The sequence below is a fragment of the Pseudomonas sp. P9_35 genome, assembly GCF_034008205.1.
In the GTDB taxonomy this organism is placed as follows: domain Bacteria; phylum Pseudomonadota; class Gammaproteobacteria; order Pseudomonadales; family Pseudomonadaceae; genus Aquipseudomonas; species Aquipseudomonas kilonensis.
In genome coordinates this window covers 4,309,198-4,332,853 of record NZ_CP125373.1, presented here as the reverse complement: position 1 = coordinate 4,332,853, position 23,656 = coordinate 4,309,198, and the positions used below count along the sequence as shown (strand labels likewise).

Annotated in this window: 24 protein-coding genes and 1 tRNA gene; 13 read left to right on the top strand and 12 right to left on the bottom strand. The window is 58.5% G+C overall.

From position 1 onward, the window contains the following. Positions 1–286 precede the first annotated feature (286 nt). Positions 287–589, bottom strand: a complete 303-nt coding sequence (locus tag QMK47_RS18955; protein ID WP_214510657.1) for a hypothetical protein — start codon at positions 587–589, stop codon at positions 287–289. Positions 590–960: 371 nt separating this feature from the next. Here QMK47_RS18955 and thrS point away from each other — a divergent pair, with 371 nt between their 5' ends. The 11 genes from thrS to QMK47_RS18900 all read left to right on the top strand — a co-directional run bounded on the left by thrS (position 961) and on the right by QMK47_RS18900 (position 9,637). Continuing rightward, complete coding sequence (thrS, locus tag QMK47_RS18950) at positions 961–2,883, top strand: threonine--tRNA ligase (RefSeq protein ID WP_320389086.1); 1,923 nt, start codon at positions 961–963, stop codon at positions 2,881–2,883. Next, the gene (gene infC, locus QMK47_RS18945) at positions 2,883–3,434 is read left to right on the top strand and encodes a translation initiation factor IF-3 (protein ID WP_169432615.1); all 552 of its coding nucleotides are present in this window, start codon (positions 2,883–2,885) and stop codon (positions 3,432–3,434) included. Before thrS ends, infC begins: the two co-directional genes overlap by 1 nt. Positions 3,435–3,494: 60 nt before the next feature. Next, positions 3,495–3,689: a 50S ribosomal protein L35 gene (gene rpmI / locus QMK47_RS18940; protein ID WP_002553160.1), complete on the top strand. Its 195-nt coding sequence runs from the start codon at positions 3,495–3,497 to the stop codon at positions 3,687–3,689. 30 nt (positions 3,690–3,719) lie between these two features. Next, positions 3,720–4,076 carry a 50S ribosomal protein L20 gene (gene rplT / locus QMK47_RS18935; protein WP_002553161.1) on the top strand — a complete coding sequence of 119 codons (357 nt, stop codon included), beginning with the start codon at positions 3,720–3,722 and terminating at the stop codon, positions 4,074–4,076. A gap of 109 nt (positions 4,077–4,185) precedes the next feature. Further along, positions 4,186–5,202 (top strand): phenylalanine--tRNA ligase subunit alpha, encoded by a 1,017-nt coding sequence (pheS, locus tag QMK47_RS18930; protein ID WP_003203624.1) that lies wholly within the window; start codon positions 4,186–4,188, stop codon positions 5,200–5,202. A 36-nt stretch (positions 5,203–5,238) separates the two neighbouring features. Beyond that, positions 5,239–7,617 (top strand): phenylalanine--tRNA ligase subunit beta, encoded by a 2,379-nt coding sequence (gene pheT, locus QMK47_RS18925; protein WP_320389085.1) that lies wholly within the window; start codon positions 5,239–5,241, stop codon positions 7,615–7,617. Between the two features lie 3 nt (positions 7,618–7,620). Next, positions 7,621–7,923 (top strand): integration host factor subunit alpha, encoded by a 303-nt coding sequence (gene ihfA / locus QMK47_RS18920; protein WP_002553164.1) that lies wholly within the window; start codon positions 7,621–7,623, stop codon positions 7,921–7,923. Beyond that, the gene (locus tag QMK47_RS18915; protein ID WP_003179985.1) at positions 7,904–8,260 is read left to right on the top strand and encodes a MerR family transcriptional regulator; all 357 of its coding nucleotides are present in this window, start codon (positions 7,904–7,906) and stop codon (positions 8,258–8,260) included. The genes ihfA and QMK47_RS18915 overlap by 20 nt, the downstream gene beginning before the upstream one ends. A gap of 90 nt (positions 8,261–8,350) precedes the next feature. Next, positions 8,351–8,427 (top strand) — tRNA-Pro (locus QMK47_RS18910). A 290-nt stretch (positions 8,428–8,717) separates the two neighbouring features. Continuing rightward, positions 8,718–9,137: an RDD family protein gene (locus tag QMK47_RS18905; RefSeq protein WP_320389083.1), complete on the top strand. Its 420-nt coding sequence runs from the start codon at positions 8,718–8,720 to the stop codon at positions 9,135–9,137. A 101-nt stretch (positions 9,138–9,238) separates the two neighbouring features. After that, positions 9,239–9,637 (top strand): hypothetical protein, encoded by a 399-nt coding sequence (locus QMK47_RS18900; protein WP_320389081.1) that lies wholly within the window; start codon positions 9,239–9,241, stop codon positions 9,635–9,637. 187 nt (positions 9,638–9,824) lie between these two features. Here QMK47_RS18900 and QMK47_RS18895 read toward each other — a convergent pair whose 3' ends face one another. Both QMK47_RS18895 and QMK47_RS18890 read right to left on the bottom strand, forming a co-directional pair. Beyond that, the gene (locus tag QMK47_RS18895; RefSeq protein WP_320390539.1) at positions 9,825–11,264 is read right to left on the bottom strand and encodes a lactate dehydrogenase; all 1,440 of its coding nucleotides are present in this window, start codon (positions 11,262–11,264) and stop codon (positions 9,825–9,827) included. A 318-nt stretch (positions 11,265–11,582) separates the two neighbouring features. Continuing rightward, a complete protein-coding gene (locus QMK47_RS18890; protein WP_258688793.1) occupies positions 11,583–11,951 on the bottom strand; it encodes a hypothetical protein in 369 nt (122 codons plus the stop codon). A gap of 345 nt (positions 11,952–12,296) precedes the next feature. Here QMK47_RS18890 and QMK47_RS18885 point away from each other — a divergent pair, with 345 nt between their 5' ends. Next, complete coding sequence (locus QMK47_RS18885; RefSeq protein ID WP_320389079.1) at positions 12,297–13,337, top strand: zinc-dependent alcohol dehydrogenase family protein; 1,041 nt, start codon at positions 12,297–12,299, stop codon at positions 13,335–13,337. Here QMK47_RS18885 and QMK47_RS18880 read toward each other — a convergent pair. After that, a complete protein-coding gene (locus QMK47_RS18880; RefSeq protein WP_320389077.1) occupies positions 13,334–15,355 on the bottom strand; it encodes a DKNYY domain-containing protein in 2,022 nt (673 codons plus the stop codon). The two genes, QMK47_RS18885 and QMK47_RS18880, sit on opposite strands and share 4 nt — an antisense overlap. A 126-nt stretch (positions 15,356–15,481) precedes the next feature. Here QMK47_RS18880 and QMK47_RS18875 point away from each other — a divergent pair, with 126 nt between their 5' ends. Next, positions 15,482–15,706, top strand: coding sequence for a type II toxin-antitoxin system ParD family antitoxin (locus QMK47_RS18875; protein ID WP_320389075.1), 225 nt, complete (start codon positions 15,482–15,484; stop codon positions 15,704–15,706). A gap of 349 nt (positions 15,707–16,055) precedes the next feature. On the opposite strand, the gene QMK47_RS18870 is transcribed toward QMK47_RS18875, so the two are convergent. The 8 genes from QMK47_RS18870 to QMK47_RS18835 form a co-directional block, all read right to left on the bottom strand. Beyond that, positions 16,056–16,319 carry a hypothetical protein gene (locus QMK47_RS18870; protein ID WP_258688790.1) on the bottom strand — a complete coding sequence of 88 codons (264 nt, stop codon included), beginning with the start codon at positions 16,317–16,319 and terminating at the stop codon, positions 16,056–16,058. Between the two features lie 60 nt (positions 16,320–16,379). After that, the gene (locus QMK47_RS18865) at positions 16,380–17,486 is read right to left on the bottom strand and encodes a glycosyl transferase (protein ID WP_320389073.1); all 1,107 of its coding nucleotides are present in this window, start codon (positions 17,484–17,486) and stop codon (positions 16,380–16,382) included. Next, positions 17,477–18,586, bottom strand: a complete 1,110-nt coding sequence (wecB, locus tag QMK47_RS18860) for a non-hydrolyzing UDP-N-acetylglucosamine 2-epimerase (protein WP_320389071.1) — start codon at positions 18,584–18,586, stop codon at positions 17,477–17,479. The genes QMK47_RS18865 and wecB overlap by 10 nt, the downstream gene beginning before the upstream one ends. Continuing rightward, positions 18,583–20,169, bottom strand: a complete 1,587-nt coding sequence (locus QMK47_RS18855; protein WP_320389069.1) for an FAD-dependent oxidoreductase — start codon at positions 20,167–20,169, stop codon at positions 18,583–18,585. The genes wecB and QMK47_RS18855 overlap by 4 nt, the downstream gene beginning before the upstream one ends. Further along, entirely contained in the window at positions 20,159–21,439 is a 1,281-nt protein-coding gene (locus QMK47_RS18850; RefSeq protein WP_320389067.1) for an NAD-dependent epimerase/dehydratase family protein, read from the bottom strand. The genes QMK47_RS18855 and QMK47_RS18850 overlap by 11 nt, the downstream gene beginning before the upstream one ends. Positions 21,440–21,441: 2 nt before the next feature. Continuing rightward, positions 21,442–21,849 (bottom strand): GtrA family protein, encoded by a 408-nt coding sequence (locus tag QMK47_RS18845; RefSeq protein ID WP_253476312.1) that lies wholly within the window; start codon positions 21,847–21,849, stop codon positions 21,442–21,444. Further along, the gene (locus QMK47_RS18840; RefSeq protein WP_320389066.1) at positions 21,846–22,532 is read right to left on the bottom strand and encodes a class I SAM-dependent methyltransferase; all 687 of its coding nucleotides are present in this window, start codon (positions 22,530–22,532) and stop codon (positions 21,846–21,848) included. Before QMK47_RS18840 ends, QMK47_RS18845 begins: the two co-directional genes overlap by 4 nt. A 92-nt stretch (positions 22,533–22,624) precedes the next feature. Further along, positions 22,625–23,647: a glycosyltransferase family 2 protein gene (locus QMK47_RS18835; RefSeq protein WP_320389064.1), complete on the bottom strand. Its 1,023-nt coding sequence runs from the start codon at positions 23,645–23,647 to the stop codon at positions 22,625–22,627. Positions 23,648–23,656 lie beyond the last annotated feature (9 nt).

The window sequence follows — 23,656 nt, the reverse complement described above, 5'->3', positions numbered from 1 at the left end:
GTATCTCCAAGAAACATATATTTTCAGTGTACTGTGCTGCTCAGGCCAACTGGGCACACCCGGGTATCATAGTCGAAATGTTCGATTTGGGACCCCCCCAGACGCGCTGTTTGCCAATCAGTCGTGTTTACTTTACTGCCTTTACCCGCTGAAAGGCCCGGTTTTAAAGGCTTTCAGCTGAAAGTAAAGACGATAAAAAAAGCTGTAAAACCTGAATAAATCGTTCAAAAAAGCCTGAAATCAGTGTTTTTCAACCCTGCCGGGCCCGCTCAGGAAGCCTGTTTTCTCACTTTTTCGCCTTGTTGTCGGCCTTGCATTTTGCGATCTGGCCCAGTGCCTTTTGCTGCAGATCCGGGGTGGCCTTGTTGTCCATCAAGGCCTGGATGTCCGAGGCTGGATAGGACTTGATCGCATCGGCGCCACAGGCGCAATGAGCCTTGGCAGCGGCCGGGCCGATCTGGGGCGTTGCCGCCTCCGTGCATTGGGCCATGTATTTTTCGCGCTCGCCTTTGGGCCAGTCGGCATGGGCGGTCAGAGGAAGCAGCAGGGCGAGGGGGGCGACTACTGCAAACAATGTATTGAGACGCATGCGAAGATGCTCCTTTCGGGTCGATGTCTTGATATCTGAGGCGTTGCGCTCGGTTCAGTTCAGCACTCTGGCATAAAAACCGTGGATTTACGCCTGCTTCAATTCGAGCGCGGCGATGACCGTTCATCTGTGCTAGCATGCCGGGCTCGGGTATTTCCAGGCTGCGGATGACAACTCGTCCCGGTGGTAAATGTTCGAAATAACCCTGATTTGAATCCCAGTCACTCTGGTTCGGTTTTCCCGGTTGGCCGCAAGGCTCCTGCCGCTGTAAGGCAGGCGTTCGTCATTGAATGGCCTGGACTGGATCTTGTACTGGCTCATCCCAACCCACGTGACCTTTGGTAGGGGTCACCACTAGGAGAGGAGGCGCCATGCCAACTATTACTCTTCCCGACGGCAGTCAACGTTCATTCGATCACCCGGTTTCCGTAGCCGAGGTCGCCGCATCCATTGGAGCGGGCCTGGCCAAGGCCACCCTGGCCGGCATGGTCAACGGCAAGCTGGTCGACGCCAGTGACGTCATCGACAGCGACGCCACGCTGCAAATCATCACGCCAAAGGATGAAGAGGGGCTGGAGATCATTCGCCACTCTTGCGCGCACCTGGTCGGCCATGCGGTCAAGCAGCTGTACCCGAGCGCGAAGATGGTCATCGGCCCGGTCATCGACGAAGGCTTCTATTACGACATCGCCTTCGAGCGTCCTTTTACGCCGGAAGACATGGCGGCCATCGAACAGCGCATGCAGCAGCTGATCGAGAAAGATTACGACGTCATCAAGAAGGTCACCCCGCGCGCCGAAGTCATCGAAGTCTTCAAGGCCCGTGGCGAGGACTACAAGCTGCGTCTGGTGGAAGACATGCCGGACGAGCAGGCCATGGGCCTGTACTACCACGAAGAATACGTCGACATGTGCCGTGGCCCGCACGTGCCGAACACGCGTTTCCTGAAATCCTTCAAGCTGACCAAGCTGTCCGGCGCCTACTGGCGTGGCGACGCGAAGAACGAGCAGTTGCAGCGCGTCTATGGCACCGCCTGGGCGGACAAGAAGCAACTGGCGGCCTACATCCAGCGCATTGAAGAAGCCGAGAAGCGCGATCACCGCAAGATCGGCAAGCGCCTGGGCCTGTTCCATACCCAGGAAGAGTCCCCGGGCATGGTGTTCTGGCACCCGAACGGCTGGACCCTGTACCAGGTGCTCGAGCAGTACATGCGCCAGGTCCAGCGTGAAAACGGCTATCTGGAAATCAAGACGCCGCAAGTGGTGGACCGCAGCCTGTGGGAGAAATCCGGGCACTGGGCCAACTACGCCGACAACATGTTCACCACCCAGTCGGAAAACCGCGACTACGCCATCAAGCCGATGAACTGCCCATGCCACGTGCAGGTGTTCAACCAGGGCTTGAAGAGCTACCGCGAGCTGCCGATGCGCCTGGCCGAGTTCGGTGCCTGCCACCGCAACGAGCCATCGGGTGCGCTGCACGGCATCATGCGCGTGCGTGCATTCACTCAGGACGATGCGCACATCTTCTGCACCGAAGAGCAGATGCAGGCCGAATCCGCCGCCTTCATCAAGCTGACCATGGACGTCTATCGTGACTTCGGCTTCACCGAAGTCGAGATGAAGTTGTCCACTCGTCCGGAAAAACGCGTTGGTTCCGACGAGCTGTGGGATCGCGCCGAAGCGGCCCTGGCCGCCGCCCTTGATAGCGCGGGCCTTGCGTACGACCTGCAGCCGGGCGAGGGGGCCTTCTACGGTCCGAAGATCGAATTCTCGCTGAAAGATTGCCTCGGTCGTGTGTGGCAGTGTGGTACCTTGCAGCTCGATTTCAACCTGCCGATCCGTCTGGGCGCTGAATATGTGTCCGAAGACAACAGTCGCAAGCACCCGGTCATGCTTCACCGCGCGATCCTCGGTTCGTTCGAGCGTTTCGTCGGGATTCTGATCGAACACTACGAGGGTGCGTTCCCTGCGTGGCTGGCGCCGACCCAGGCAGTGATCATGAATATCACTGATAAACAGGCAGATTTTGCCGCCGAAGTCGAAAAAACTCTCAATCAAAGCGGATTTCGTGCCAAGTCCGACTTGAGAAATGAAAAGATCGGCTTTAAAATCCGCGAGCATACTTTGCTCAAGGTTCCCTTTCTCTTGGTTATCGGAGATCGGGAGGTCGAGATGCAGACTGTCGCTGTGCGTACTCGTGAAGGTGCTGACCTGGGCTCGATGCCCGTCGCCGAATTCGCTGAGTTTCTCGCGCAAGCGGTTTCCCGGCGTGGTCGCCCAGATTTGGAGTAATTATTATTAAGCGTGAAATGAGACAAGATAAACGAGCTGCACCGAAAGCCCCGATCAACGAGAATATCTCGGCACGCGAGGTTCGGTTAATTGGCGCTGACGGCGAGCAGATTGGCATCGTCTCGATTGATGAAGCGCTTCGTATTGCTGAAGAAGCCAAGCTTGATCTGGTAGAAATTTCCGCAGACGCAGTCCCACCGGTTTGCCGGGTGATGGACTACGGCAAGTCGATCTTCGAGAAGAAGAAGCAGATTGCCGCGGCGAAGAAAAACCAGAAGCAGATTCAGGTAAAAGAAATCAAGTTTCGTCCAGGGACGGAGGAAGGGGATTACCAGGTAAAACTGCGCAACCTGGTACGTTTCCTGAGTGATGGGGACAGGGCCAAGGTATCCTTGCGATTCCGCGGCCGTGAGATGGCCCACCAGGAGCTGGGGATGGAACTCCTCAAGCGGGTTGAACAAGACCTGCTCGAGTACGGTTCGGTCGAACAGCATCCTAAGATGGAAGGACGCCAGCTGATCATGGTCATCGCCCCGAAAAAGAAGAAGTAATCACCAGGGCACGGCAGGCCTTGCGATTATGTTTATCAACTGAATGCGGAGTATCCGAACATGCCAAAGATGAAGACCAAAAGTGGTGCTGCTAAGCGGTTTCTGAAAACTGCTAACGGTATCAAGCACAAGCACGCTTTCAAGAGCCACATCCTGACCAAAATGTCGACCAAGCGTAAGCGTCAACTGCGCGGTAGCAGCTTGCTGCATCCGTCTGACGTGGCAAAAGTCGAGCGCATGCTGCGCCTTCGTTAATTTTTGGATCAAGAATAGAGGAAGTAACTCATGGCTCGTGTAAAGCGTGGCGTCATTGCCCGTAAGCGTCACAAAAAAATTCTGAAACTTGCTAAAGGCTACTACGGCGCGCGTTCCCGCGTATTCCGTGTTGCCAAGCAAGCGGTAATCAAGGCAGGCCAATACGCCTACCGTGACCGTCGTCAGAAAAAACGTCAGTTCCGCGCTCTGTGGATCGCTCGTATCAATGCTGGTGCTCGTGTTAACGGTCTGTCCTACAGCCGTTTCATCGCTGGCCTGAAAAAAGCGTCCATCGAGATCGACCGTAAGGTTCTGGCTGATCTGGCAGTGAACGAAAAAGCGGCGTTTGCTGCGATTGTCGAGAAAGCTAAAGCCACCTTGGCTTAAGTACCCCCGGCAGTCACCGGGGCCTACATCTGTGGGCCCAGGTGTCAAACGTCATAAATAGGGGAAGAGCCTTAAAGCTCTTCCCCTATTTCGTATCTGGAGTCTGTACATGGAAAACCTGGACGCGCTGGTCGCTCAAGCACTAGAGGCTGTGCAAAGCGCTGAAGATATCAATGCCCTGGAGCAAATCCGGGTTCACTACCTTGGCAAGAAGGGCGAGTTGACTCAGGTGATGAAGACCCTGGGGAACCTGCCAGCCGAAGAGCGTCCGCAGGTCGGTGCGCTGATCAACGTTGCCAAGGAGCGTGTCACAGAGGTCCTCAATGCGCGCAAGGCGTTGTTCGAGGAGGCGGATCTGGCTGCCAAGCTCGCCGCCGAGTCCATCGACGTGACCCTGCCTGGCCGTGGCCAGACTTCCGGTGGCCTGCATCCGGTGACCCGGACGCTGGAACGCATCGAGCAGTTCTTCACCCACATCGGCTACGGCATTGCCGAAGGCCCTGAGGTCGAAGACGACTACCACAACTTCGAAGCGCTCAACATCCCAGGCCATCACCCGGCCCGGTCGATGCATGACACCTTCTATTTCAACGCGAACATGTTGTTGCGCACCCATACCTCGCCGGTACAGGTCCGCACCATGGAATCGCAACAGCCGCCGATCCGCATCGTCTGCCCAGGCCGTGTGTACCGCAGCGACTCCGATATCACCCACTCGCCGATGTTCCACCAGGTCGAAGGCCTGCTGGTTGATCGCGACATCAATTTCGCCGACCTGAAAGGCACGATCGAAGAGTTCCTGCGGGTGTTCTTCGAAAAAGAACTGGCCGTGCGTTTCCGCCCTTCGTACTTCCCGTTCACCGAGCCATCGGCTGAAGTCGACATGGAATGCGTAATGTGCAGCGGTAAAGGCTGCCGCGTCTGCAAGCAGACTGGCTGGCTGGAAGTCATGGGCTGCGGCATGGTTCACCCGAACGTGTTGCGTATGTCCGGGATCGATCCGGAAGAGTTCTCCGGCTTTGCTTTCGGCATGGGCGTCGAACGCCTGGCCATGCTGCGTTACGGTGTGAATGACTTGCGCCTGTTCTTCGACAACGACTTGCGATTCCTTGCGCAATTTCGCTAGGTCGCCGGTCCGTAACGAATCTAATAGGAGAGCAGGATGAAATTCAGTGAACAATGGCTGCGCGGCTGGGTAAGCCCGCAGGTAAGTCGGGACGAGCTGGTTGCTCGCCTGTCGATGGCCGGCCTTGAGGTCGACAGCGTAACGCCGGCCGCCGGTGATTTCAGCGGTGTGGTCGTGGGCGAGGTGCTGGGCACCGAGCAACACCCGGACGCTGACAAACTGCGGGTTTGCCAGGTCAGCAATGGCGTGGAAACCTTCCAGGTTGTCTGCGGCGCGCCCAACGTGCGCCCGGGCCTGAAGATCCCGTTCGCCATGATCGGTGCCGAACTGCCGGGCGACTTCAAAATCAAGAAAGCCAAGCTGCGCGGCGTCGAGTCCAACGGCATGTTGTGCTCCCAGGCCGAACTGCAGATTGGCGAAGGCAACGATGGCCTGATGGAGCTCCCGGCAGATGCGCCGGTGGGCCAGGACATCCGTGAATACCTGGGCCTGGACGATGCGAGCATCGAGGTCGACCTGACGCCGAACCGTGGCGACTGCCTGTCCCTGGCCGGCCTGGCCCGTGAAGTCGGCGCGTTGTATGCCGCTCCCGTGACGCGTCCCGTGGTTGCGAGCGTGCCGGCCGTGCACGACGAAGTGCGTTCGATTGAAGTCCTCGCGCCGGCCGCGTGCCCGCGTTACCTGGGCCGTGTGATCCGTAACGTCGACCTGTCCAAGCCGACGCCGCTGTGGATGGTCGAGCGCCTGCGTCGCGCCGACGTGCGCAGCATCGACGCCGCCGTCGACATCACCAACTATGTGATGCTGGAGCTGGGTCAGCCGCTGCATGCGTTCGATCTCGCCGAAATCAACGGTGGCATCCGCGTGCGCATGGCCGAAGAGGGTGAGAAGCTGGTCCTGCTCGACGGCCAGGAAGTGACCCTGCGCAGCGACACCCTGGTGATTGCCGACCACGCCCGCGCCCTGGCGATTGCCGGCGTGATGGGCGGCGAGCACAGTGGCGTCTCCGCCACGACCCGCGATGTATTCCTGGAAAGTGCGTTCTTCGACCAGATCGCCGTCGCTGGCAAGGCCCGCTCCTATGGCCTGCACACCGACGCCTCGCACCGTTACGAGCGTGGTGTGGACTGGCAGCTGGCCCGTGAAGCCATGGAGCGCGCCACAGGCCTGCTGCTGGACATCACCGGTGGCGAAGCTGGCCCGATCATCGAGACCGTCAGCGAACAGCACCTGCCCAAGATTGCCCCGGTCACGCTGCGTGCGCAGCGCATCACCCAGATGCTGGGCATGGAAATGGACCCGGTCGAAGTCGAACGCCTGCTCAGCGCCCTGGGCCTGAACATCAGCGCCGATGGGGCAGGGCAGTGGCACGTCGAAGTGCCAAGCCATCGCTTCGATATCAGCCTGGAAGTCGACCTGATCGAAGAACTGGCCCGCTTGTACGGCTACAACCGCCTGCCGGTTCGCTACCCGCAAGCACGCCTGGCCCCACAGGCCAAGGCTGAAGCCCGCAGCGACCTGCCAGAACTGCGCCGCCTGCTGGTGGCCCGTGGGTATCAGGAAGCGATCACCTACAGCTTCATCGATCCACGCCAGTTCGAGCTGTTCAGTCCGGGTGTCGAGCCACTGTTGCTGGCCAACCCGATTTCCAACGACATGGCCGCCATGCGCTCGTCCCTGTGGCCGGGCCTGGTCAAGTCGCTCCAGCACAACCTGAACCGTCAGCAGGATCGCGTGCGGCTGTTCGAAAGCGGCCTGCGTTTTGTCGGTCAGTTGGATGGCTTGAAGCAAGAGCCGATGCTGGCCGGTGTCGTCTGTGGCAGCCGTTTGCCGGAAGGCTGGGCGCAAGGTCGCGATGTCGTCGATTTCTTCGACGTCAAGGCTGACGTCGAAGCGGTGCTGGGCTTCGCCGGCGCGCTCGACGCATTCACTTTCGCCCCTGGCAAGCACCCGGCGCTGCACCCGGGGCAGACCGCACGCATCGAGCGAGACGGGCGTGAAGTCGGCTATGTCGGTGCCATTCACCCTGAACTGTCGAAAACCCTGGGCCTTGATCGTCCGGTCTTCGTTTTCGAGCTGGTTCTGGCCGAAGTGGCACTGGGGAAAATGCCGAAATTCCAGGAGTTATCGCGCTTTCCTGAAGTGCGTCGTGACCTTGCGTTGCTGGCCGACCGTGACGTTGCTTCCAGCGCCGTGCTGGAGGTAATTCGTGAAAATGCAGGCGAATGGCTGACGGACCTCAGGCTATTTGACGTGTATCAGGGTAAAGGCATTGATCCGCATAGAAAAAGCCTTGCAGTTGGCTTGACCTGGCAGCATCCATCGCGCACTCTTAATGACGATGAGGTGAATACCGCAACGCAGAATATCCTCACCTCGCTCGAAACCAGGTTGAACGCCACGTTAAGGAAGTGACGTATGGGGGCTCTGACGAAAGCTGAGATGGCGGAACGTCTGTATGAGGAGCTGGGCCTGAATAAACGGGAGGCCAAAGAATTGGTCGAACTGTTTTTCGAAGAAATCAGGCACGCTCTGGAAGACAACGAACAGGTCAAATTGTCCGGTTTCGGCAATTTTGACCTGCGGGACAAACGCCAGCGGCCTGGCCGCAATCCGAAAACGGGAGAAGAAATCCCGATCACGGCTCGCCGTGTGGTCACCTTTCGTCCAGGGCAGAAGTTGAAGGCCCGAGTTGAGGCTTATGCTGGAACCAAGTCATAACGACGAACTACCCGTCATCCCGGGCAAACGCTACTTCACCATTGGTGAAGTCAGCGAGCTGTGTGCGGTAAAACCGCACGTGCTGCGCTATTGGGAGCAGGAGTTTCCTCAACTCAACCCGGTCAAACGCCGCGGAAACCGTCGGTATTATCAGCGACAAGACGTGCTGATGATCCGGCAGATCCGCGCGCTGCTCTATGACCAGGGGTTCACCATCGGCGGAGCGCGCTTGCGCCTCTCCGGTGATGAGGCCAAAGACGATACAACCCAGTACAAACAGATGATCCGCCAGATGATCGCCGAGCTCGAAGATGTACTGGTGGTGCTCAAGAAATAAATTTCTGCTTTTAAATACTTCCAGTTTTCAAAAGCTTGCGATATATTCCTGAGCGTTCCGTTGAGAAGCGGAACAAGATTCACGCCTAGTCGGGGCGTAGCGCAGTCCGGTAGCGCACTAGCATGGGGTGCTAGGGGTCGAGTGTTCGAATCACTCCGTCCCGACCATATTCTTCAATGAGTTAGGCCAATGTTCACAGCATTGGCCTTTTTCATGTGTGTTACTTTTGCGTGACTCCTCGATTTTTCACGCCTGCTTCCTCTTCAAGATTGTCCGTGCCGGTCCACGCGAATCGGTTGCTGATACCCTGTTCGCAGCTTTAACCACATGCCAAGAAGCTACTATCGGAGCGAGGCGGGGCGTTACTGGTGATTCGTACAGGAACAGCCACCCATTCAGATCGAGCATTATGACTTGGTAGACTTTTCCTATATCGATCCGGCAATCAAGAGACAACATGGAATTCAGAAGTGATGGACGCGCGCAACAACATTCCCTCGACTTGGCCGGCCCAGTTCGTCGATTAGGTGCTCAGGTCATTGACACTGCTATCGCGTTCTTTCTTATGGTCGTCATCGTCGTAGTTTTAAGCTTTGTAGGCCTGCACAGCATTGCCTCGCTCTTGGGGCTGGTAGTGGGCGGCGGATATTTTTTATTTTCTGACGCTATCTGGGATGGCCAGAGCATTGGCAAGAAGGTGATGAAAATTTCAGCTGTTGATGAATTGAGTCTTTTAGGGTGCAGCTACCTTCAATCATTCGTCCGAAATTTTTTGAAGTTTTTTCTGCTTTTTGCAGATTGGGTATTCATCTTTTTTGGGGCTCGGAAAAGATTGGGTGACATGCTCGCCTCGACAGTAGTGATCAACGCGAAATAGATGTCATACCTGTCGATATCGCAGCACCTCTAAAGCCCAGCCCACCCGCTGGGCTTTTTCATTTCTGATATCTTGGGGCCATCTTCCACAGGAGTGACCACATGAGATTGTTAGTGGGCGCGGTAGCTGTTGCTTTGCTGGTGGGGTGCGCAACCTCTCCAGTTCCCTCCAGCGAAGCTGACCCGGTCCCGTCATCCAGGCTGTTTGCGTTTCAAGCCCAGACTCAAGGTGATTCGACCCTTGTCGTTACTCGGGACAAGGGCTTTGTGGGCGCCGGCTGTAATACGACGTTGAGCATCGACGGCCGCCGGGCGGCAGAGATCGGTTCCGGCGAGACGGCGAAATTCCGTGTTGCTCCGGGTGAGCACATTGTCTCGGCGTCATCCTGCGGAAGCGGCCTAAAAGAACGGGAAACCAGCATCAAGGCGGGCAGCACAAAGAAATTCAGGATATCCATAGACTCAGCGATGAGCATGGATTTATCACCCACCATGCAATGACAAGAAGCCGCCTTCGGGCGGTTTTTTTACGCCCGGAGAAAAGCCTTGGCAGCCACGCTCAGCAACAACCCAGCCGTGACCACCATTCTTTTTTCTGGCCCGCTTATCAAGCTGTTCGGCCGAGTCCACTAGGGAGCATGTCATTGCAGAGTGTTGACGTGTGCATTGGCGTGCACATATGTGTGTTTCAACGCGCCAGCGCCGAAGGGTTTTCCTGCAACATCACCGAACCGTGGAGGGTGGCGAGCGCTTCCTTCAACATGGATTGTTCCTGCGCCTCCTGGGATTTCTTGCTTTCCTTGGCGGCGTATTCCAGCAATACCAAGTGACTGCGGCTGGTTGAAACTTCCTTCGGTACCACGGTCTCTTCAACCATTTTGCCCATGACGTACTGCTGTGTCCGGGTGTTCTGGCTGGCGTTTTGCGTGACAGAAGCCCTGGTCAGTCGGCCGTCTTTGTAGGCAAGGCTGGCCGAGCTGCTGGCCTTGTCATTCACTTCTACGTAGAGATAGTTCTGCGAGTCGCTAGTTGTGCCTAGCGCGGGTGCTTTCCCGCCCTTCAGGCTCTTGTGGTAACTGGCCGCTAGACTCGATTGCTGGACTTGATCGACGCTGCGATTGCTCATTATGGAACCTGCAACGACAGTTTTCTGCGACAGGGTATAGGCAAAGCTATCGACTTCGGATGGTCGCATCGGGTTGGACGCGTCGTTGGTTTGTTTGATGGACGCCTCGAAGTCTGCCAGCCCAGTCAGCAGGCCTTTGTCCGTCGCGTTGCGGGTCAGTGGCTGTGACGGGGTCGCGCCCTCTGGATAGTGGCTGTTCATGGCGCTGAAGGCGTCCTTGAACATCTCCATCAGGGCGGCCCTTGCGCTGCCACGCTCCTGCACCCGATCAAACTGGGCGAGGTAGCTGTTCAGTGCGTTGGCCTGTTGCTTGGCATCGCCCAGGATTGCGCTGTTCTTCAGATCCACGCTCAGGTTCAATTCGCCATCCGGACCACTCATTTGCGTGGTGCGGCTCTGGCTGTCGGCGCGGTAGGCAAGGATCAGGTCCTCACCGTCCACGCCCTTGAGCTTGGCGTTCAGATCAATGGATGCCAATACGCTGGAGTCGAACTGCGTCAGCTTGCCCAGGTCGAGCTTGGGAGGCTCGGCCGTCAACCCGTCGACAGCGGCCTGAAAGGCACCGCCCAGAACGCCAATCGCCTTGAGTTCGTCCTCGCTCAGCGGGCCCCCGTCCACCGTAGCCTGAACGCCAAGTCCATCGTCCTGGCTGGTCAGGCTGAAGGTAACCGTCTTGCCGCTGGCGGTCTTGATGCTGAGGCTGATCAGGTTATCGGCTTTATTGTGCAGCAGCGCCTGTTCGGATTTTATCTCGGCGGCGTTGTGAGCCTTGTCCGGGGTGGTATGGAGCACTGACTGGGAAATGCTCGAACCGCTCTTGGCGAACTGCTCCACCAAGGCTGCACCCAGGCCGTGGAAGCGGTTGGCGATCGACAGCGATTTGGGATTGGTCCCCATGATGTTAGTGACAGCGTCCTGACCTGCCTTTTCCCAGACACGGACAGTCTCCTGGCCGGGCAGTTGCCCGAGTCGGGAATAGGTCTGTGATTCGACATCGGCCACGGGGTTGCCCAGGCTGACGATTGCCGCTGGTCGAGCCGGCAAGACATCAGTGCTCTCTATCACTGTTGCAGGTGATGCCGCGACGGCAGAGCGAGTCGGGATCTGGATGGGAATGGCAGGGCTGATCGGGGTTAGGGTAGTCATGACGGTCCGTGTCGACAGAGCAGGGTTACGCTCAATGTAGTGAATACACCGTCCGATTGAAAGTGTGGACGCTGAAATGGGTGGCAGAGAGCCATATGGCGTGGTTGTTCAGGTCCTAGGCACGGGCGTATGCCGAATCGACTGGCATGGCTGGCCGACGGTCTGCCCGCCCGCCTACCATTTTGCAGAAAACCAGTATCGTGCGAGCTTCACCTGGGTTCTAAGGCCTACCTGACCTTTTACGCATAAATCCTCCAGTTCCTCGGCTGACCTCAAAGGATCCTTCTTTGTGCTGGGTTTCAGGCCATCTTGATAGGTTGGGCCAAACTCAGGACTGGCCTCCGAAAGGAGTCGGATTGCTTTCGCATAGTCGTCTTCGAGATCTTCGGGCAAGGTGCCGCACGCTGCTTTTGTATGCTGATAGACCTTCCCCCACATGTAACCCGATTTGTCGGGGGTGTTAAGGTCCGAATAGGAGTCGGCTGCTGCAGAGGTACAGTAAGAAGTCAGTGACATTGCAGCCATTAAAAGTTGTTTGTGCATCGTTTGTTGATCCCTTCCGTGGTTGTAAAAAAGCCGATTTATACATTGCGCATCTTCTTCACGTCCACGTTTTGCGCGCCCGGCATGGAGCGTGGTGCGTAAGCGCACCAACTAGGCTGCGGTGGCTACGTTAGTGACTTGGAAGGGGTGACTCGTTTTTAGCGAAAGCGTCGGTGGTCGATACAGTATTCTTCCCCTTCGAATACCAGTACAGCTGCAACCTCTAAGCGACAGAGATTTTTACGTGTCAGGGAGTTTGTGGTTACTGTTGGCGTTGGTTCGCGGCAAGGCCTGTCCGCGAACCCGGTTTCAGGCATCGCGCTTTTCCAAAGTAGAGGGATCCTCATGAAAGCCGTAGTTTACGAAGCCTTTTCCCAACCCCCTCGTTTGATGACTGTCGAAGACCCGACCCCCGAGCGTCACGGTGTGGTGGTTCAGGTCCTTGGCACAGGCGTATGTCGAAGCGACTGGCATGGCTGGAAAGGTCATGACCCTGATATTCAACTGCCCCACGTGCCCGGTCACGAATTGGCGGGGATCGTGGCGGAGGTGGGGAGGGATGTCACCCGGTGGAAGGTGGGCGATCGCATCACCGTGCCTTTTGTCGGTGGCTGTGGGGCGTGCCCGGAATGCAATAGCGGCAACCAGCAGGTGTGCCACAGCCAGTTTCAGCCGGGCTTCACCCATTGGGGGTCTTTCGCCGAGTATGTGGGGATCCACAAGGCGGATTTGAACCTGGTCGCGCTGCCTGAAAACATGGATTTCGCCACGGCGGCGAGCCTGGGCTGTCGCTTCGCCACCTCGTTTCGCGCGGTTGTCGATCAAGGCAAGGTCTCGGCGGGCCAGTGGGTGGCGGTTCATGGCTGTGGCGGTGTGGGGTTGTCCGCGGTGATGATCGCCCACGCTATCGGGGCGAACGTTATCGCCATCGACATCTGCGACGATAAGCTCAAGCTTGCCCAGTCGTTTGGTGCCGTCGCGACGGTCAACGCAAGCCGGGTGGCGGACGTGACCGAGGCGGTGCTCGAGATTACGAAGGGTGGCGCTCACGTTTCGCTGGATGCCCTGGGCCATCCTACGACCTGCTTCAACTCCATCAATAATCTGAGACGGCGCGGCAGGCACGTCCAGGTCGGTTTGATGCTGGCCGACCACAGCACGCCGGCAATCCCCATGAGCAAGGTCATTGCCTACGAGCTGGAGATCTGTGGTAGCCATGGCATGCAGGCTCACCGTTACGGCGCGATGATGGAGATGATCACGTCCGGCAAGCTGGCGCCTGAAAAACTGGTCGGCAAAACCATCAGCCTCGAACAATCGATTGATGCGCTCATGAACATGGATCGGTTTGACACGGCAGGCGTTACGGTCGTGACGCAGTTCTAGGTGTTCGTCGACGGCTGGCCGAGGGATTCCCGATAATGCGCTTCGTCGACTTCGGTCAAGGTCGCGTAACCGTCGTAGTGATAGATGCGATGTTGGTCACGGGCATAGCGCTCATCCAGGAATTCGAGCGTGGTCAAGTCGATCCGCTTGGCGCTCAGCGGGCGTCGGTGGCAGAACAACTTGCGCGTGCCCAGTTGCAGGAAGTCGGGATGGGGCACGCGGACTTCATCAGGGTCGAATGCCACCTCCAGCGGCTTGCCTTCCGAGAGAATCAGGCTAGGGCTGACGGCATAGGTGCCGAGAATGCGGGTATCCGAGGGATGTAGCCGCTTTTTCGCCTCGCCGTAGTAATACACCGCATCCCGATCCTTGGCCCAACCATGACCGCAGGACTCGAACGTGGCCGCTTGCGCCTTACGAATCGGTTCGGGAGGATGATAGAAAACCCGGTGGCAGAACACGGTCTTGCCGTCTGTCAGGTAGGGCGACCCGAGTGAGCGGAAGTGCTCCGCGGGTTCCAGGGAAAATCGTTCGGGCACTTCCGTTTGCGCATTATGAAAAGGGATCAGATACAAGCCCTGGGCATCGCCGCACAAGTGCGTGTCCAGCAATTTGAAACTCGCCGCGTCCAGCCCGTTGATCACGCGACCATGGAAATACACCTGGTCGCCCAGTTCGAAACCGAGACCGATGGCACGTAAGGGCAGTGTTTCCGCAGGCGTTTGCGATTCTTCAGGCAAGGCCTGTAGACGGTGCCACCAATAGTTCTTCAACTGCGGATGGGCTTCGAAGTAAGGAGCCCATGCCTCTTGCATGGCCGCATCGATGATGCCGTCAGAGCCCAGCGGGCCGTGTTTGTCACCTGCCAGCACGGGGGCGTAATCCTGGTCATTGCGACAGGGTTGGGTCACGACGAAGCTTTCCGCGTCGACATCAAGGCGTTTCTGGCGCCTGTAGACGTGCTGGTGATCACGGTAATAGTCGAACCCCAAGTGGCGAAAACTCGGACCATGGGCATCACGCAAGCGGGTTCCGGCGGCGTAGACGAACGTGTCGTCCACGGCAAAATAGTCATCCTCGTATTCGCCGGCACTGACCACGCGGCCGCACTCATCAAACACTGGCTGCGAGCATTTGAGCAGGTGGAAATCGCCAACGTAGCGAATGTTCTTGCCGGTCAGGTAATAGGCGCGGTGTCGGTCTTTGGCGTAGCGCTCGTTAAGCACGGTGAAGGTCGCCAGGTCGGCATTGTCGATGCGGTAGAAGTATTCATAGGAAATGCTCGAACCTTGCTGCGCTTGCACGATGATCGACTGCCCATCGGTGCCCCAGCGATGGGCGAGCATCTGGAAGTCGTCCGGGTTTGCGATCGGCAGCGGCGTGCTGTCTTTCTGGTGCAGGGGCTTGAAGCCCTTGTAGACCTGACCGTCGATCACTCGATAGGAAGGGTTGTTGCAATACCGCACCCGCGGCGTGGCGCTGGCGATAAATTGCCCTTGCAGAAAGATGTTCACTCCGTCGCTGAACAGGGCAGACGCTGAAGTCACCGAGGCGGGGGACGGTGGCAACAGGGCCAGGCTGTCGGGGCGTGCTTCCGGGATTTGGCTGATCGCGTAGTCGCCGAACCAATAGGCGCCGGTTGCGTCACGCCAGTACTGGTAGCCGAGGCTTTCCAGGCCGTTGTCGAAGCGAAACGGCAGGGCCTGCAGCGCGTGGTAGCCATGGCGCTCCCGGTAGGCTGGAAGCAGGTAATAATCGCGCAGCGTGTCGCGCAAGACCCAAGGGTTGCGTCGATGTCGCCAAACCGGCTGATCGGCAAGCAAGGGCGAGGGCGGAAAGTGCCCAGCGCTGGCAGATTGTGCTAACTCGCCGGGTGGTGTGCCTTGAGGGTTGAGCATGATGTACACATCAGGCACTTGCCCGTCGCCCAGCAGCATGCCGTCGACGAAGGCGAAACCTTGATGCCATTCAAGTTGCAGCGGCGCCCAGTCAGCAATAGCCGTCTCTATGTCTGTCATTTTGTTGAGACCTGAACATCTGTCATTGCTAGCCAAGGACTACAGTTTTTTTCCGCGAGCCGACACTGGAGAGGTCGGGCCAAGAGTGTAAACTTCGGCAAAATTTTTCCAAAAGCAGACGAAGTCATGAGTACCCTGAACATCTCTCTGCCGGACGCTCTCAAATCCTTCGTGGATGATCAGGTTAGCCTGCGAGGCTACAGCACCCGTAGCGAATATGTGCGAGAGCTGATTCGCAAGGATCAGAATCGACAGCACCTGCGCGGTCTGGTATTGGCTGGGGTGGAGTCTGCTCCCATTGTTCCAGTGAATAGCGACTACTTTGAATGCCTACGAGCCAAAGTACGGTGAGGATGAGGTCCGCGAACCTCCAGAGCCCAGCTCCACTGAGCCTGTAGCAGCCGTGTAGGAGCTGACGAGTGCAACGAGGCTGCGATCTTTCCCCAGACACTTGGGGCCCAAGCGAAAGATCAAAAGATCGCAGGCTTCGCCAGCTCCTACAGAGCCAAGCCATTGGTCGCCGCCGCCACGCTCAAAAAATGAACTTGAACAGCGCAATCACCACGATCAGGCCAATCAGGAAAATGATACCTACGGTACCGCCAAGGAATTTCAACATAAAAACGCTCTCATCGGATGGGCTTAATCGTCTAGACCGCTACCGATAACGCTCGTTTCGTTGAATATTCATACGTGGTGATCAATGAACCGCAAAGGACCTTGGCACCGGCACATGCTCGAATTTTGAAATGGTCTTGATCCAGTAGCGGCGATAGTCCGTCTGGTCCGGCGCCAGCGGTTTGTGGCTGGACCATGGATGTTTCTCCTTCAGGCTGGCGCGGTACGTTTCCCATTCTTTCTGCTCGGCCACTTCCCGGGCTTTGCTCCGGTCATCGAACCAGCCCAGGACGTAAGCTTCGCCCTGGTCCGTGCCGTGCGCTATCAGCAAATAAATCTCTGTCATGACTGACCTACCGTTCTGTCCTGCGCCCCAGTCGCGGGGTCTTATCCTGGGTATCGGCCGTTATTTGCCGTTTTTGAGATTGATCGCAGAAAAACGCTGAGCCCAAAGGTGCGCCTGACGAAATTGATGAACAGTCGAGCGGTCGCTTTGGCTGGCGAGTGCTTGCATGGCGGTTTTACCCAGATCGGTGCCTTCATCCACGATCCAGACCCCTGGTTCCCGGTCGCGCAGGGCCATTTCACCGAAGCGAGTGGAGATGACGGGCAGGCCGAGGGCGCGGTATTCGTAGTATTTGATCGGATCGACCGAAGCGGTCAGGCGGTTGAGCTTGAACGGGATCAAACCCACCGAAAACGTTGCCATGGCCGCGATTGCACCGGCGTGGGAGCATTCGGGTAGCAGCTCGATGTTGGCGGGCAATACGCAAGGCGGCGGTGTGAAGAGGGGGCCGATCAGCCGGATCTGGTTTCCAGGATTGGCCTGCGCCAGCGCGATGACCAGCTCCCAATCGAACCACCCCCCCAGCGTGCCAACGTAGCCGAGTACCTGTTGTTTGGCACCGAAGTCCAGGCTTTCGACCGGCGCCAGTGCGTGCATGTCACAGGCATTGAGGGCCAGTTCTACCTGGTCGGTTGTGCCCAGGAGTTTGTCGCGAAGGGCGCTGGAGGACGCCAGTACTTTGGCGACCCGTCGAATGAGCTGGGCCTGGCGGCGTTCCATGGACCTGCGTGACAGGCCCTGATAAAAGGCCGGGAAATCATCCATGGCATCGTAGACGGCATGGCTTCCAGGGATGAGGGCGAGCAGTTGCAGGGCCAGTTCGGAAGGTTTTCCGACACAGATCATGCATGGGCCTTCTGCGGAAAATGCCGCAGCCTCTTTGAACAGGTTGCGCCACAGTCGCTTGAGGATTATTGCCGAGCCCGGAATGGGCTCGATGGGTAAGCTCCGGGGGTTGCAGACCTGCAACCAGGGTGGAACGGCGACGTTTTGCTGATCGGCAACAGGCGGCTTGCGCTTGAAATCGTTCAGCGTGGGTAAACGCGTCGGGTACGGATCGATCCAGAGTACTGGCGCCCCGGTCTGGTTTTGATACCAGTTGACGAAGTGATGGGGGCGCTGGCTGAAGCTGGCCCATGGCACCGGGGACAGGTAGATCATGCGCATGGCTGGAAGTGCTGCCTTAAAACGTCGACGATGCGCGCGGCGGCCTTGCCGTCGCCATAGGGGGAAACCCCACGTGCCATGGCCTGATAAGCCTGCGGATCATCGAGCAGCCGCTGTGCTGCTTCGACGATGGTGTCCCGGTTGGCGCCGACCAGCTTGACCACGCCGAGGTCGACCGCCTCCGGGCGTTCGGTTTCCTCTCGAAGGACCAGCACCGGTTTGCCCAGGGCCGGGGCTTCTTCCTGCACGCCCCCCGAGTCACTGATGATCAGGTACGAGCGCTTCATTGCCGCGATGAACGGTGCGTAATCCAGCGGTGCGCAGAGGATGATGTTCGGGGTCCGCCCAAGCAGTTGGTGCGCGACATCCTTGACGTTCGGGTTGGGATGGACGGGATAGAGGATCTGGATGTCCGGGTTCCGTTCGGCCAGGTGCTTGAGTGCCTGGCAGATATTCTGGAACGGTTCGCCGAAATTTTCCCGGCGATGGGCGGTCACCAGCACCAGGCGTTTGCTGGCATCCAGTGGGACAGTCAGGGCTGAGTCTTGTGCGGCAGTCATCAGCAAGGCATCGATCACGGTATTGCCGGTCAGGGTGATATCGCTGGTGGCGACACCCTCGCGCAGCAAGCTGTCCACGGCCTGCTGGGTAGGCGCGAAATGCCAGCGGGTCAGCTTGCCGGTGATCACCCGGTTGGCTTCTTCGGGGAACGGAGTGCGCAGGTCCCCGGTACGCAGGCCCGCTTCGACATGGCCAAAGGGAATCTGCAGGTAGAAACACGCCAGTGCAGCACTCATGACCGTGGTCGTGTCGCCTTGGGCCAGCACGACATCCGGTTTCTCGGCTTGCAGTACGCCGTCGAGTCCAAGCAGCAAGCGTGAGGTCAGCGCCGCCAATGACTGGTTGGGGCGCATGATGTCCAGGTCCAGGTCGGCAGTGATTGCGAAACCCTCAAGCACCTGGTCCAGCAAGCCTCGGTGCTGGGCGGTAGCGAGCACCCGACAAACGATATTCTTTTCGGCCTGGAGCGCCTTGATCACGGGGGCCATTTTGATGGCCTCCGGACGCGTACCGACGATGCAGAGTACCTTGCGGGTCATGCCTTGTGATTTCCTATCGTTGTTACGAGCGAGCGTGCTATCCGGTCCGCGTTGGCCATGAGAGTCAGCGTGTGGGATTTCTCGGTAAGGCTGGGCAGGCAGGCGCCATCGACAATATGCACACCGCCAAGGCCCGCGACTTCGCCAAGGCGATCGGTCTGCCCGATCCGGGGCGTCGAGTGCATGGGCAGGGTCCCCGCATAATGGATATCCGCCCCCGGTCTGCCGACGGTGAAGCTCATGGGCATCAACAGTGCGCCCATTTTCCAATAGACCCGGCGCAGCTTCGCCTCGGCAGTTTTCATGAGCCCGGGGAGCTCGGGATGCACTTGGCCTTCGATGCGCAACGAACCGTCGGGGCGCAAGACCGCGGTGTTGTTGGACAGGTGCCCGGGAAGGAAGATGTTCCCGACGAGGCATGCGCTGAGCAGGTTTTTCAGCAGTTCGATGCTGTAGCGTTTGCTCATGGGGATCCGGCTGACAAACTCGGTCATCGGCAAGCCTGTGGTACTGAACGTCGAACCGAACGCCGTGGCGCTGGCCGTCAGCTCCAGGGCGAACGATAGCTGGCCCAGGCCGAATGTCGACACCCTTGGGGTTCCGAGCATTTTCGGCAGCCATAGCAGGAAAGCCGCCGTCGGTGATGACAGCAGTGGGATCGCGGCCGTATGGTTCAGGCCCTTGAGGGCGAGCCGGGTCGTGGCCAGGGTCCCCGCCGCCAGCAGCAGGCGCGTACCGCAGAAGCGCCGGGCGGAGCGATGGTCGGTGATCGCCCATGCACCGTCCAGTTTCTGCAGGTCCTCCACGAGGAAGTCCTGGACGTGCTGGAACCCTGGGTATTGCTTGAGTTTTTGCAGTTCTTGCGAGGCGCTATACAAGGCCTGGTTCTGACAGCCCCACAAGCAGTTTCCAGACAGGTCGCAGGCCTTGCGCTCGTCCAGCGGCTGGCTCAAGACGGCGACCCTGGAGCGGCCAAGGCGAAACCCCTGTTCGGGAAACGTCGGTCGGCGCCGGGTGTAGTGATCGAGCAGGCGCTGGTGCAGTGTGTCCAATGGCAGGGGCGGTTGCGACCACTCATCGAGGCCGAAGTAGCTTGAGAGGTCATCGTCGATCCGGCCACTGATACCGATCCGGCGAGTTACCGTTTCATAGGACGCCTGCATCTCGGAATATTCGATGGGCAGCCCGGTAAAGTCGCTGGCCCCAAGCGTTGCCACGCCGCAGCCCCAGGCATTGGACAGGCCTCCGGTGGCCAGTGAACCGATGCCGATAAAGTTGTCGGTCTCGATGCGATTGCGGGCGCTGAACCCTTCGAAAACATGGGCGTGGGTCGGCGTCTTCAGCTTGGGCGATACCGCGTCCAGTTGGTTCAAGGCGTGGAAGTTTTCGCCGATCATCCATTTCCACTGATGCTCATCGTTTGCCCTGGCGCTGAGAAATGGACGCGTCGGCGGCGTCGCTGAGCCTGTATCGGCCTGGGCATCGACCATCAGGACTTTCAGGCCCGCCTTGACCAGCGGATAGGCTGCCGAAGTCCCGGCCGGGCCGCTGCCGACAATGATCACATCAAATTCAGGCTTCACGGTGGACTTCACTTCCACGCAACAACTGGCGGGCAAAGGGGCGGCCTAACAGCGCCGCTATCTTCCACGCCAGCGCTTTGACCGAGGTGAGTCCCAGCGCAACCAGCGTGGCGACCAGGCTGCACGGCTGTTGGGCGCCGAGAAACACCTGCGCGCCCTGGGGGCTGGCTTCGGCGATACCGAGTGCAACCTGCAGGCGCCAGGCCAGTTCCTGGCCGTCGGGCTTGTGCAGGACACCGGGATTGTCCAGGAGCGCCAGGAGTATCGGCCAGCGCATCAGCAAGCGTGAATGAATGATGGGTCGGGTTTTACCCGCACGTTCCAATGCCCTGGCGTAACGACTGACCAGGCTTCTTTGCGGCGGGCGTTTGAGCAGGTAGTGCAAGAGGCCCGCGGCTTCTTGCAGAAGCCCGCGACGTTGCCCATGGCCGGATCGATGCATGCCGTGGGCAAGGGGGCGCAACTGGATGCCGAGTTTTTGCAGGGACCGCGCGCTGTCCATGGGCGGCAGGTGGATGAGGGAAAAAATCCGCTCCAGGCCCAATTTCGCGCTCAAGGATCGTCCGAGTGACAGGCGCAATAGCCTGAGCAATGCCACCGGCAGAGGGACTGGCAGACGAGCGGCACGCACCCGGTGCTCCGCAATCGACATCAGGAAGCGGCCAAAGGCAATCGGTTTCACGGCGCCCAGATTGAGGATCTCGGCGTGAATGTCATTCCGTTCGACGACCGCTAATATCGAGGCTGCCAAGTCGTCGACATGAATAGGTTGCACGCCTGGTGCCGGCATCAGGATCGGAATAAACGGGCTTCGGCGCACCAACCCTGACAACAAGCCAAAGAGCCCGCGTTCGGGGCCACCATACACTTGGCCGGGACGGATCACGGTGCCCCCGGCGGCCAGCACGTGCTGCTCGATACGCCACTTGGTCCGGCCATAAGCGCCAGGAGCCGTGGCCTCGGCGGTTTGACTGGAGATGAAGATGAACCTGGCCGAGCCTTGTTGGGCGCAATGGATCAGCGCCTGGGCCGCCTTGACTTCGTCGTCTGCGCCGGTGGCAGCTGTCGATGTGTCGGCCGCCAAATGGATCAACACCTGGGTGCCCGCCGGGCACTTGGGCGCCGGGCCCCGCAGGTCATAAGGGAGCCAGGCGTAGGTGGCGGGGCACGGCTGGCGCGTGGCGCACATGACCTCGTGTCCGCTGGCCGCCGCGAGGGCTGACAAGCGCTGTCCGATGTAGCCTGTCGCGCCGGTAATCAGTAGCTTCATCGTCATGCGCCTTCGGCGCGGTCAGTGGGAACAGGCGGGTGCGCAGCGGAATGAAACACGAACAGTTTGCTGATCCAGTAAGTCAGCACCACGCAGGCCACATCGGAGACAAATTTCACCAGGGCAGGGCTGTTGACGAAATACAGCCCCACGCTGAACAGCGCCGAAGCGAGTGGAATATTGATGGCAAGCAACGAGAAATAGCGCACCGCTTGAACCTTGCTGCTGCCGCCGGTCGACTGGAACGTGAAGTGCCGATGCAAAAAGAACGCGAACACACCGGCGACGCCTTTACCGGCGATGTTGGCCAGGATGGGTTGATCGTTGAACAAGGCCATCAACAGCAAGAAGGTCCCCATGTCCAGCGCATAAGCCACGAGTTGGATGGTGCCGTACCGGATAAAGGTCAAGACTTCCTCCGGATGACCACGATGTGGTGCAGCGCCAATACTCGCCTCAACGGATACAGCAGTTTTTCGATGACCTTGAGCACAGGGATCAGCGCGTCGGGCAGCAACTGGCGAAAGTTCAAGCCGCCGGAAACCAGGTAACGCAGATAGTTGCCGCAGATTTCCTGGTGGACGATTTCCAAGCCTGGGTATTTGCGTTCGAACGCCTGCCTGTCGCGAACGAAGACGATGTAGCTGAGGGCCTGGTTGGCGCCGTTCATGGGCCCGGTCGACGGGGTTTCCCAAGAAGGGAAGTGCATGTCGAAGCCTTCGGACTTGAACAGGCGCTTATAGAGAAAAGCGGCAAAGGGACCGTGGAAGGGTTCGATCAAAATGGCGCCGCCGCCGATCCTGAGGGTTCTTTCCAGCTCCGTGAAGAAACGATCGGGATGAGGGAAGTGGTGAAAGCAGTTCTGGCCGTAAAAGGCCCTCGCCGAGTGATCGTCCAGGCTCATTGCCTCGGCATTGAGCGCCATGTCCAGTTGCTCGGTGGCGACAATGTCCGTCGCCAATACTTCAGGGTACGAATTGCGCATGGGTGCGATGCCTGCCCCCAACTCCACCTCAAGACCTTCGACCTTGAAATAGCGGTCTGCCAGGCGATGAAACGCGTGGTGGAACTCCACGAATACTTCCCGAAGCATCCGCTTGCGCTCAAGCACTTTGCCGTGAAGTTCGAGGCGTTCGTTGCCATCGACATCCAGTGCCTTGAGCGACGGGTCCGTTAAAAAATCTCTTAGCGCTTTAATGAGTTTTCTTCCCGCAATGAGGTTGCTCTACCACGCCTGGATTGCCTTGGCCTGCTGGGTACGGAGGCGATGTCATAACCGAGGAACGCCATGATCAGTTGCAACCCCATGAGCATGGGCAGTGCGCTGAGCATCACGGTGCCGGCTGGCGTCGCGATGCCATTGCGCGCCGATTCATACCAGTGATAACTGCCGAAAAGGGTGCCGAACAAGAACATGAGAATCCCGATCGGCAGTTCGATCGAAGCCAGGGACATGTCGCGCAGATAATAGTTGTAGAGCACGCGCTTGGTGAAATTGCGCAGGTGTTTGAACAGGAATTCACCGACGATTTTCGAGATATTGAGGTGACTGACCTCATCGCCGTATCGGGCTTCCATCGGAATATCCACCACGACGGCGCGCACGGTGTTCAGGCGGAACAGAATGTCGGTCTCGAAAAAGTAGCGTTGGCTGACCTTGTCCAGGGGTAAAAGCCTGGCGACGTCACGGTGAATCGCCGTGTAGCCGTTGGTGGGGTCGAACAGGTCCCAGTAACCCGTCGACAGTTTGGCCATCAGCGACAACACGGCATTGCCGAAAAGGCGAATGCGCGGCATCGATTGGACCTCTTCCAGATCGAAAAACCGATTGCCCTTGGTGTAGTCGGCTTCTCCCGCCAGGATCGGCTCGATGAACAGCGGGATCAGGGTCGGGTCCATCTGGCCGTCCCCATCGACTTTGACGATGATACTTGCGCCGTCGTCGAGGGCGGCTCGATAGCCGGTCATGACCGCACCGCCCACGCCTTTGTTGACGTCATGGGGCAGCACCTTGACCCGGGGGTCGTTACAGGAGGCCAGGACATGCCCGCCTGAACCGTCCGGGCAGGCATCGTCGATGACGTAGATGCGCCAGACCTCCGGCCCTATGGCCGCTATGACGGCGCCTATATGAGCGGTAACCCGATAGCTGGGGATGACGACGGCGACGCGTTGCTCGTCCGTGAAAAGCGCTGTTTTTGAGTTCATCGATATCGC

Bases quoted from the DNA above. Each gene is read 5' to 3' on its own strand.
- wecB (WP_320389071.1), bottom strand. From the start codon at position 18,586: ATGACCCGCAAGGTACTCTGCATCGTCGGTACGCGTCCGGAGGCCATC.
- ihfA (WP_002553164.1), top strand. From the start codon at position 7,621: ATGGGGGCTCTGACGAAAGCTGAGATGGCGGAACGTCTGTATGAGGAG.
- QMK47_RS18915 (WP_003179985.1), top strand. From the start codon at position 7,904: ATGCTGGAACCAAGTCATAACGACGAACTACCCGTCATCCCGGGCAAA.
- QMK47_RS18865 (WP_320389073.1), bottom strand. From the start codon at position 17,486: ATGCGCATGATCTACCTGTCCCCGGTGCCATGGGCCAGCTTCAGCCAG.
- QMK47_RS18870 (WP_258688790.1), bottom strand. From the start codon at position 16,319: ATGACAGAGATTTATTTGCTGATAGCGCACGGCACGGACCAGGGCGAA.
- QMK47_RS18835 (WP_320389064.1), bottom strand. From the start codon at position 23,647: ATGAACTCAAAAACAGCGCTTTTCACGGACGAGCAACGCGTCGCCGTC.
- QMK47_RS18850 (WP_320389067.1), bottom strand. From the start codon at position 21,439: ATGAAGCTACTGATTACCGGCGCGACAGGCTACATCGGACAGCGCTTG.
- QMK47_RS18905 (WP_320389083.1), top strand. From the start codon at position 8,718: ATGGAATTCAGAAGTGATGGACGCGCGCAACAACATTCCCTCGACTTG.
- QMK47_RS18890 (WP_258688793.1), bottom strand. From the start codon at position 11,951: ATGCACAAACAACTTTTAATGGCTGCAATGTCACTGACTTCTTACTGT.
- QMK47_RS18955 (WP_214510657.1), bottom strand. From the start codon at position 589: ATGCGTCTCAATACATTGTTTGCAGTAGTCGCCCCCCTCGCCCTGCTG.
- QMK47_RS18885 (WP_320389079.1), top strand. From the start codon at position 12,297: ATGAAAGCCGTAGTTTACGAAGCCTTTTCCCAACCCCCTCGTTTGATG.
- pheT (WP_320389085.1), top strand. From the start codon at position 5,239: ATGAAATTCAGTGAACAATGGCTGCGCGGCTGGGTAAGCCCGCAGGTA.
- QMK47_RS18900 (WP_320389081.1), top strand. From the start codon at position 9,239: ATGAGATTGTTAGTGGGCGCGGTAGCTGTTGCTTTGCTGGTGGGGTGC.
- rpmI (WP_002553160.1), top strand. From the start codon at position 3,495: ATGCCAAAGATGAAGACCAAAAGTGGTGCTGCTAAGCGGTTTCTGAAA.
- QMK47_RS18840 (WP_320389066.1), bottom strand. From the start codon at position 22,532: ATGCTTCGGGAAGTATTCGTGGAGTTCCACCACGCGTTTCATCGCCTG.
- rplT (WP_002553161.1), top strand. From the start codon at position 3,720: ATGGCTCGTGTAAAGCGTGGCGTCATTGCCCGTAAGCGTCACAAAAAA.
- QMK47_RS18875 (WP_320389075.1), top strand. From the start codon at position 15,482: ATGAGTACCCTGAACATCTCTCTGCCGGACGCTCTCAAATCCTTCGTG.
- pheS (WP_003203624.1), top strand. From the start codon at position 4,186: ATGGAAAACCTGGACGCGCTGGTCGCTCAAGCACTAGAGGCTGTGCAA.
- thrS (WP_320389086.1), top strand. From the start codon at position 961: ATGCCAACTATTACTCTTCCCGACGGCAGTCAACGTTCATTCGATCAC.
- QMK47_RS18880 (WP_320389077.1), bottom strand. From the start codon at position 15,355: ATGACAGACATAGAGACGGCTATTGCTGACTGGGCGCCGCTGCAACTT.